The organism is Pedobacter sp. CG_S7 (assembly GCF_040544395.1).
Lineage (GTDB): Bacteria > Bacteroidota > Bacteroidia > Sphingobacteriales > Sphingobacteriaceae > Pedobacter.
In genome coordinates this window covers 1-9751 of record NZ_JBEONS010000057.1, presented here as the reverse complement: position 1 = coordinate 9751, position 9751 = coordinate 1, and the positions used below count along the sequence as shown (strand labels likewise).

Here is a 9751-nt window from a genome sequence, read left to right as displayed (position 1 = left end):
GCAGAAGAAATCGTTTTATTTAAAAGGGTTCTGGCTCAAAAAAGAGCAGATAACAACAAGGTTTACGCGCTTCACGAACCCGATGTACAATGTATTTCAAAAGGCAAAGAACATAAGAAGTATGAATTTGGCAACAAAGCATCTATCATTTGCACCCAAACTACAGGGGTAATCGTAGGGGCAATGGGTTTTAGAAATGAATACGACGGACATACACTAGAACCTGCGCTTGATCAGCATGAACAACTTACAGGAAAACGGGCAAAAAGCGCTACTGTAGACCGGGGCTACCAGGGTAAGTCCTGAATAGGTGAAACAGAAATAGCGATACCTAAACCATTCAACAACAAAAAGTTAAGCAAGTACAAACAAATAAAACTGCGTAAAGGCTTTAGGCGAAGGGCGGCCATAGAACCAGTAATTGGTCATCTAAAGTCGGATTACCGCTTAGGCCGCAATTTCTACAAAGGCATCTTTGGTGATAACATCAATATTATGCTTGCAGCTGCCGCCTTCAACTTCAAAAGGATGTATAACAAATACAAAACAGCTCTTTTGGCCATCTTTTTTAACTGGTATTATGACCTAATATCAATGGGCAAAGGTTTGCTTGGAGTAATAACTAACTCGAAAACCATAAACAATAAAACCTTTAAACTAAATTGGGCTTTTTAAGGCTCGACTATCTATAAAAATAGTGTTATTGAAAGATCAAGAATATTCTGCCTTTGCATTCCGAAAAATGTAAAAAAAATGCAGTGATTGGTCAACATGCACAGGACATGGTTTAAGGCGGTTATTCTGGTATCCTGATAAAAAAGAAACCATATGCGATGGTGTCAAAAAGCGGTTTGCCTTAGTTATACATCAACGAAAGGGTTAATTTTGTATCAAGGCTGTAAAAGAATTGAAAGACTTTTGCTAAAACTATGATAAATCCTGGAGAAACTAAAAGCGTTACTTTCAATCTGAATGAAGATAAACTGGGCTTTTAGGGCCTCAATAATAAGTTTGAAGTAGAGCGAGGTATGTTTGAAGTAGTGATTGGCAGTTCATCAGCAGACATAAAACTTAAAGCAGAATTTGAAGTACATTAGATGATCTCAAATATTTTATTTTCAATGTTTATTCATCAAGTATTTCATTTTATATTCTGAAGGACTAATCTTTTTAACATTTTTAAATTGTCTGTTAAAATAAGAGATACTTTGATAGCCACAGGCATAACCAATCTCTGCAATACTCAATTCGGTATTAATTAATTTCTTGCAGGCAATACCAACTCTAATATCATTTAGGCTATCTGAGAATGTCTTAGAAGTTACCTTTTTAAAATATCGGCAAAAAGCGGACGAATTCATATTGGCATAATCGGCTATTTCTTTCAATGTTATGTTTCGGTGGTGGTTCTGTATTAAAAAATTAAAAATACCGGTTATCCTCTCTTCATTGTTTGATCCATGATAGGAATCCGAGAACCCTTCGGATGCTAAAAGGGAATAGGGGCGCTCTGCCATTTGGCAGAGAATAGCTAAAAGGTCCACTACTTGCAACCATTTTCTTTTCTGAACAATATCTATAATATCATTTTCCAGATCAGTGGCATGTTCAATTGGAAAGTGAATACCCCTGTTTGCTTTGGATAGCATAGTCTTAACCATATTCATTTCAGGTATATCAAAAAACTCTTTACCTACAAAATCCTGTTCAAAATGGATAACAATAACTTTTGCCTTTAAGAATGGGTCGTTTTGATAGTATTCCTTATCGCTTTGCCAATAATGAGGCAAACCCGGGCCTACTAATACCAGATCATTATGGGTGAATGATTCAATGCAATCACCTATAAAACGAGTTCCCTGGTTTTGAATGATATATAATAACTCGTACTCCTTATGGTAATGAAACTGATCGTAAGTATGGGCAACCTCAGCATACTTGCAGTAAAATGAATGCTCAGCAGACCGGGTATTTTTTTGCAAAAATTTAGGTTCCATATTGTTTATGCCTCTGGATTAGTAATTTGGTTAGAATAATGCAATATAATTCAATATTTCGATTTTTTTCTCTTTATCAACATTTAAAAGGCATTTGCTGCTCCAACTTCCAAATTCATGTTCTATAGTGTTTAACGACGAGGCAATAGATGATTCATATTTTGATGGTGTCAAACCTACTTCCACCAGCAGGTTAATTGTACCTGCTTTTAGCTTGGCATCAATGAAATTACAATGTAAGTATCACAAGTTATTAACTCACCATCAAAGGTCGTGAAGGATCCTATTAATTGATAATCCTGGTTACCCCTTGTCTCGTTGAGCATTTGATTTTTTTTTAAAAGCAGTGATTTTGTATAGCAGCAAATAAAGTTCAATCCTTTGTAAATACAATTCAAGAAGGGTATTAGAATTAAAAATACTTTTGTTATTAACCAAATATAATTTAAACCAATTACAACATTCTTCGCTGAAAGTGTGACTATAGACCCTCTATGAAATTATCTATTCTGCCAACATGATTGTAATTAAAAACTGAGGTGAAAATATTTTGGCCAGAAGCAGTAGCTGCATTTAAAAAGTTAATAATTGATTAAAACAAGACAAATTTATGAATTTTAACAATCAAACGTTTTCTTCAGTCTTTTTTGTAAAGAGTGTAAAAAGAATCACATGTTTATTTTTATTCGTGTTTTCTGTATCACCTCTTTTTTCAAAAGAGATAAATAACCTGGATTTTTTAGAGAAGACAATTCGTATGAATGAAGGAAATTTAACGCATGAACGCGTTAATAGTAGTTTGAATAATAGCGGATTAAATATTCAAGCTCAGGAAATAGTTATTACCGGTCATGTGTATGATGATACGGGTTTAACTATACCTGGTACCTTAATTACGGAAAAGGGTACAACTAATAAAACAAGCGCAAATGGGGATGGCTATTTTAGCATCAGGGTAAAAATCGCAAGTTCTGTTCTAGTAATTAATAGTTTGGGTTTTGTTGCTAAAGAGGTAGTAATTGGTACGCAGAGATCAATAAAAGTTACATTAGAAACCAGTACCAATAATTTAGAAGATGTTGTAGTTATAGGTTATGGCACACAAAAGAGAATTGATTTAACAGGTGCTGTTGTTTCTGCAGATCTTAAACAATTTAGCGAATCGCCAAATACAAATATATTACAATCCTTACAAGGTTCTTTGCCGGGTATTACAATTGGTCAAACCAGTTCAACAGGCCAGGACCCTAAAGTACAAATTCGAGGTGTAAATACGCTTAGTGGAAACACGGGGGTACTAATTGTTTTGGATGGAGCGGTATATAGGGGTAGTTTGAATGATATAAACCCAAATGACATTGCCTCAATCGACGTCTTGAAAGATCCAAGTAGTAAAGCTATTTATGGAGCGCAAGCAGCTAATGGCGTTATATTGGTAACTTCAAAAAAAGGTAAAACCAGTCAAAAAACAGAGGTGAACTTCTCCACTTATTATGCTTTCCAAGATCCAATAAAGGATCGAAGGACTTTAAATAGAGCCGAATTTATTGAATCTTCAAGAGATGCAAATTATAAAATCGGATTTCTGGCTCCTGATTACACTACACCAAATCCCACCTATGATTATTTAGCTAATAGTGGCGGTTCTTTTCCTGCTATTGTGGTGAATGGAATCGCTGCAGGTACTGATTTTGACTGGTATAAAGCAGGTACAAATTCTAATATTTACACAGCTAATTACCAGTTGAATATCAGAGGAGGTTCGGAAAATACCACATATTTTCTCTCTGGTGGTTACACAGATCAGGCAGGTTGGATAATTAATGACAACTATGCTCGTAAATCAGCAAGAATCAATATTGATTCAAAAATAACAGATTGGTTATCAATTGGTACCAATACTTTTGGTGCGTTTTCTGATCGTTCTGGAAATAGCCCAAGCTTAATAAATTTAGCGCTTATGTCTCCATTAATAACCCATATGGATGATACTGGTAATTATATCTTAAACCCAAGCGGAACGTCATTAATTAATCCGTTTTTACAGTCTCAACAGGATGATTTAAATAAGCAGAATAATATTTCTTCTATTGTGTATGCCTCTATTAATGTTCCTGGCATTAAAGGATTGAATTATCGTATAAACTATAGTAATGATTATCGCTGGAATTTATTTGGAACCTCAAGCATTTATAATGGTGGAAATGCTTCTAAAATAAATAACAGCACTTATGATACTTCTTTGGATAATATCTTAACTTATGACAGACGTTTTGGCAAAGAAGAACAACATGGTCTAAAAGCCACTTTGGTTGCAGGATTTAATACGATAAGATATGAAGGCACTACCGCTTCAGCTACACAATTCAGTAATTTAGCGCTTTCTTACAATAGTTTAGAACAAGGGCTAAAGCCATTTGTGTCTTCAGATGCGTGGCAAGAAAGGTATATTTCTCAAACAGCCAGGTTTAATTACGACTATAATGGGAAGTATTTGTTTAATGCAAGTATTCGTAGAGATGGTTTTTCTGGTTTTTCCGAAAACAATAAATTCGGACTTTTCCCATCAGTTGGTTTAGGATGGGTAATTTCCAGAGAGCCTTATTTAGAAAATTTTGATAAAATAAACCTATTAAAATTACGGGGAAGTTACGGGCTAAATGGCAATACAACTGGCAGATACAGCTCATTAGCAATGTTTCAATCTGATGTTAGCCAATTTCCAGGATCCTCTTCTCAATATATTTTTGGTGATGCAGCAACCACTGTTAATGGCATATACCCTTCTACGCTGTCAAATCGTAATTTAAGATGGGAACTAACAAAAGGAGTAAATATGGGTTTAGATTTTGCTTTGTATGAAAATAAAATTTCTGGAAGTGTAGATTATTATAATTCCAAAACAAAAGACTTGTTATGGTTTCAGTCACTTTCCCAAGTCACGGGTTTTCCCGGGATCCAAACTAACATTGGGGGTATTCATAATAAAGGGATTGATCTTTATTTGAATTTTAAGGCAATTCAATCCAAAAGTTTCACCTGGGACCTTGGATTTAATTTCACTAAGAACACGAATAAAATAACCTCATTATTTGGAAAAGATCTTAATGAAGACGGCAATGAAGATGATTTAATAGCAAATAGTTTGTTTATTGGAAAATCAATCGGCTCAATTTACACCTATGTAGAAGATGGTATTTATCAATTAGGAGACGATGTTCCAACCGGTTTTTCTGTTGGAGGTTATAAACTTAAAGATTTAAATGGAGATGGCTCAATTAGTGAAGCTGACCGTACAATCATTGGTAAAGCTGAACCTGATTATCAATTTGGTATTACAAATTCATTAAAGTATAAAAATTTCTCTCTAAAATTCTTTATCAATTCTGTTCAAGGAGGATTAGGAAGAAATGATCCCTGGCTCGTGCCAGATAACTTGCGTTCATATAGCACTACCAGTACTGTTGTTGTGCATAATCGTTTTAATGATATTGATTATTGGAGCCCTCGCAATCCTAATGCAGAATATGCAATGCCTGCAACATTGACGGGAAATGTTCAATATTCCCCCTATAAAGACAAAAGTTTTGTGAGGCTTCAAGATATATCTCTTGCGTATAACTTAAGTGAAAAATTATTAAGTAAAACAGGATTTAGTAATTTAAAAATATATGTGAGTGGTAAAAATTTATATACCCTTACTAAATGGAATGGCTGGGATCCGGAAACGGGAGACGGCCTCGGAATTACATCATCTGGCCTGCCGGTATTGAAAAGCATTAGCTTTGGCCTTGACTTGACATTTTAACCTTATTAAACATATTAATATGAAATCAATATTTAGTAAAGTTGTAGTAGTATTTTTATTAGCAACAACAGTATCTTCATGTAAAAAGGATTTTTTAAATGAAGTTCCTTTAGATTTTTATAATCCCGAGAATGCGTTTTCTTCAATTTCCGGATTTGAAGCTGCTTTAACAGATCTTTATGTTAAAGAGCGTGAAATATATTATTCTGGCCAGGATGTTTCTTATTCTCTTCTTTTCGGTACAGATGTGTTTTTAAACGCAAGAGGAAATGATGGAAGCCAGGATAAAATCTCTATTTTATCCAATTCCTTAGGGGCATCAACTAATATATCGGAATGGTATTGGAATAAAAACTACAAAATTATTGCAGATGCAAACCTTATTATCAGCAATTCGGCAAGTTCTACATTACCAGAAGCTGATAAATTAAGATTAAGTTCTGAAGCAAAATTTTTCAGAGCCAAAGCTTATCGCGACTTAGTTTATTTATACGGGGGTGTACCTTTAATTTTAGAGGTAGTTACCGGTCCAAAAGCAGATTTTGTGCGTTCCACTAAAGTGGAAATATTAAATCAAATGGCGGCTGATTTTAAAGATGCTGCAGATAATTTAGCGCCTATTTCGCAGGTTCAGGATGGAAGGGTTTCCAATATTGTCGCAAGCCATTATTTAGCGGAAACTTATATTTCTTTAGGGCGGCCAGGTGATGCAATTGCTGAAGCCAGTAAAGTAATAACAGCTCCAAATGTAGGCTTAATGACAGCTCGTTTTGGAAAGAGAATTGGTGAGACTAGTAAAGACGTTTTTTGGGATTTATTTCAAAGAGGGAATCAAAACAGAAGCAATGGTAATAAAGAAGCTTTGTGGGTTTGCCAATTCCAGGAAGATGTTCAAGGTGGGGGTCTCTTAACAAACAGCAGGCAATATAATGTCTTGGAGCGTATGCATGTTCCGGCGGTATGGAGCATGACAGACCCGGCAGGTAAACCTGGGTTTTTAGGAAGACGAAGTGATGCTAATGTGGGTGGACAAGGCGTTTCATTTTTACAGCCAACACAATTTGCTTCAAAAGATATGTGGCCAGCAAATTATATTGGAGATATGCGCTGTAATGATAACAACTTTATAAAGGATGCATATTATGATAATCCTGCTTCTGCTTTTTTCGGTAAAAGTGTAACATTAAACAAACCTGGAAATTATAATTCATGGAGATTTTATCCTTGGTTTATTAAAGCAACAACACCAGGAGATCACCCTGTAGGATTAATTGATCCTTCTAATCCATTATTATTGTCTGGAAATTCTGGCTCTACCTATCATGATCAATATTACTTGCGTTTAGCCGAAACTCATTTATTGAGAGCTGAGGCTTATCTGGCAAATAGTCAGCCTGACAAAGCTAAAGAGGATATTGATGTAGTTAGATTAAGAGCAAATGCCGCACCTGTATCTTTAGCTGAAGTTACCTTAGATTATATTCTTGACGAGCGGGCAAGAGAGTTGAATTTGGAAGAACAACGCCATGTTACCCTACGCCGTGTTGGAAAGTATGGGGAAAGGGTTGTAAAATATAACGCCTTAACGGGACCTTCCTATAACCCTAAGTTCGAGTTGTTCCCTATCCCTCAGAAAGAAATTGAAGCCAATATTGATGCCGTATTGATACAAAATCCTGGGTATTGAGCGACACGAACAACATAAGCATGCAGTATAAAGTAAACTTAGGTTGGGTTCACAGAAACTAGCTCCAAAACAACGCTAAGTTGTTTATGTCATAATCAATGGTCAATATTTCATTGAGACAGCCAGATAATCATCTGTCTACATCCCTTGAAGAGTTTGGAGGTGCCTATAATGGACCTCCAACTCTTTTTACCCATGCAAATGGAAATGCAGTTATATTACAATTAAAGTAAATGGGCTTGCTATGAAAATGTCTAAAAATACCATACTGATAGTGTTCTTTGCTGTTTTTTTTAATCCTGTTACTGCGCAAATTATTGGGGAAGGTTATAAAAATGAAATTAAACACCAAATAGATTGGGATAAGCTGCCTTCACATCCCAGATTATTTGCAAATGATCACTATATAAAATCTATTAGCCAACAAAAAGATGAGGTTTCACAGAAGTTGATGTACCTTCTTAAGGCCGATGCTGAGAAAAAGTTAAAAAATACAGATATTACTTACCCTGATGGTGTAAGTAATATGGGAACATCGCGCTGCTCAGGACAGAATATTAACATTGGCACTTAGTTATCGCATTTTTAAAGACAAGCGATACTTAGAAAAAGCCCGTAAGGATTTACTTCAATTATGTGAGCTGAAAAATTGGGGTACGGGGCATTTTCTTGATGTAGGCGAAGCCGCTCTAGCTGCTGGTGTCGGTTTTGATTGGTTATATAATGATCTCTTAGCAACCGAAAAAGAAAAGATTTGCAGAGCAATTATAAACAATGCAATTATTCCATCGCTTAATACTAAAGAAGGTGAAGGTAGCTGGGTTAATGGTAACTTTAACTGGAATCCGGTATGCCATGGAGGAGTAATGGCAGGTGCTTTAGCCGTTGCAGAATTAGAGCCTATTCTTTCAAAAAAAATTACAGAGCGGGCAATTCATAACCTGCCATACGCAGGCAATGCTTATCGTGATGATGGAGCATATCCAGAAGGACCCAGTTATTGGTCATATGGAACCAGCTTTTACGTGATTGCAGTAGAAGCTTTACGTTCTATATTTGGAACCAGTTTTGAATTAGAGAAAATACCTGGCTTTTTAAAAACAGCGGACTATAATAATCAAATGGTCGGCCCTACAGGTGAAGACTTCAATTACTCAGATTATCACATTGAAAATCTGAATGAACCTGTTATGTTTTGGTTTGCAAGAGAGCTTAATCGCTATGACCTGATAAAAGAAGAACTATCAGATATAAATCGATTATATGAAAAGATAAGCACAGGGAAAAATATAACTTCCGGGAAAAATGTTGTAGCAAGCCGTCACATACCCCTCGAAATTATATGGTGGAAACCATCTTTAAAAACCGTAGGGACTAATAACCCTAACCCTTTAAATTGGACTGTCAGAGGGCATCTGCCAATGGCTGTTATGCGCTCTTCATGGGGAGATCCTAAAGCTACTTTTGTCGCCATAAAAGGTGGAACACCTAATAATTCTCATGGGCATATGGATGCTGGCAGTTTTATTCTCGAAGCCGACGGAGTACGTTGGGCGATAGATCCTGGTACTGAAAGCTATGGTAAAATGAGAGCTGCAAAACTGGATTTATGGGATTATTCGCAAAATAGTAATCGCTGGAGTACATTCAGGGTTGGCTCTGATGGACATAATATTATTCGCTTTAATAATAAACTTCAGCAGGTTGAAGGTAAAGTTGAGATTGTAGAACTGACCGGTTTAAAGGGGGCCTTCGGGATCAAAGCAGATTTAAGTATACTTTACTTAAAGGAAGTAAAACAAGTTCAGCGTTCCATATTAATAAACACAGACCGTTCAGTTACCATCTTTGATGAATGGGCCACAAATGAGAATCCAGTAGAAGCGACATTTCAATGGCTCACCAAAGCAAAGGTGCTTAAAAAGGATTTTGGACTATTATTAGAGCAAGAAGGGAAATTTCTGGAAATTAGGATTGAACCATACCTGTTAAAAAAGCTGACAATGGAGATACAGGATGTTTCAAAACCTATAAGTATTCAGAATTCTGCTAACCCAGGCCTTAGCCGTATCCTTATAAAAGCTAAAACTGCTGCTAATAGTATTGGTGAACTTAAAATAATGGCTACCCCACTCTATAATAGATAACTAAAATATTAAAAATATAGTAACTACTCAGGTACTTTAAAAGATTTGACTGTTTTCAGCCCTTGTAATCGTTGTTAGTTTAGGGGCAGTTTCAAAATTCAAATAAAATGGC

5 protein-coding genes and 2 pseudogenes are annotated in these 9751 nt (G+C 35.7%); 6 read left to right on the top strand and 1 reads right to left on the bottom strand.

Translation table 11 applies throughout. The annotated features are described in order from the left end of the window. Positions 1-675 (top strand): annotated as a pseudogene (locus AAKU52_RS16495) (transposase); the annotation flags it as partial. Positions 676-923: 248 nt separating this feature from the next. Then, positions 924-995, top strand: a pseudogene (locus AAKU52_RS16490) (hypothetical protein); the annotation flags it as partial. A 123-nt stretch (positions 996-1118) separates the two neighbouring features. Here AAKU52_RS16490 and AAKU52_RS16485 read toward each other — a convergent pair. Further along, complete coding sequence (locus tag AAKU52_RS16485) at positions 1119-1997, bottom strand: AraC family transcriptional regulator (protein WP_354335571.1); 879 nt, start codon at positions 1995-1997, stop codon at positions 1119-1121. Positions 1998-2754: 757 nt separating this feature from the next. Here AAKU52_RS16485 and AAKU52_RS16480 point away from each other — a divergent pair. The 4 genes from AAKU52_RS16480 (at position 2755) to AAKU52_RS16465 (ending at position 9639) form a co-directional block, all read left to right on the top strand. After that, positions 2755-5805 carry a SusC/RagA family TonB-linked outer membrane protein gene (locus AAKU52_RS16480; RefSeq protein ID WP_354335569.1) on the top strand — a complete coding sequence of 1017 codons (3051 nt, stop codon included), beginning with the start codon at positions 2755-2757 and terminating at the stop codon, positions 5803-5805. Positions 5806-5824: 19 nt separating this feature from the next. Then, a complete protein-coding gene (locus AAKU52_RS16475; protein ID WP_354335567.1) occupies positions 5825-7492 on the top strand; it encodes a RagB/SusD family nutrient uptake outer membrane protein in 1668 nt (555 codons plus the stop codon). Between the two features lie 244 nt (positions 7493-7736). Continuing rightward, positions 7737-8066 carry a hypothetical protein gene (locus AAKU52_RS16470; protein ID WP_354335565.1) on the top strand — a complete coding sequence of 110 codons (330 nt, stop codon included), beginning with the start codon at positions 7737-7739 and terminating at the stop codon, positions 8064-8066. Beyond that, entirely contained in the window at positions 8056-9639 is a 1584-nt protein-coding gene (locus AAKU52_RS16465) for a heparinase II/III domain-containing protein (protein ID WP_354335562.1), read from the top strand. Before AAKU52_RS16470 ends, AAKU52_RS16465 begins: the two co-directional genes overlap by 11 nt. Positions 9640-9751: the final 112 nt, after the last annotated feature.

Bases quoted from the DNA above. Each gene is read 5' to 3' on its own strand.
- AAKU52_RS16485 (WP_354335571.1), bottom strand. From the start codon at position 1,997: ATGGAACCTAAATTTTTGCAAAAAAATACCCGGTCTGCTGAGCATTCA.
- AAKU52_RS16480 (WP_354335569.1), top strand. From the start codon at position 2,755: ATGAATGAAGGAAATTTAACGCATGAACGCGTTAATAGTAGTTTGAAT.
- AAKU52_RS16475 (WP_354335567.1), top strand. From the start codon at position 5,825: ATGAAATCAATATTTAGTAAAGTTGTAGTAGTATTTTTATTAGCAACA.
- AAKU52_RS16470 (WP_354335565.1), top strand. From the start codon at position 7,737: ATGAAAATGTCTAAAAATACCATACTGATAGTGTTCTTTGCTGTTTTT.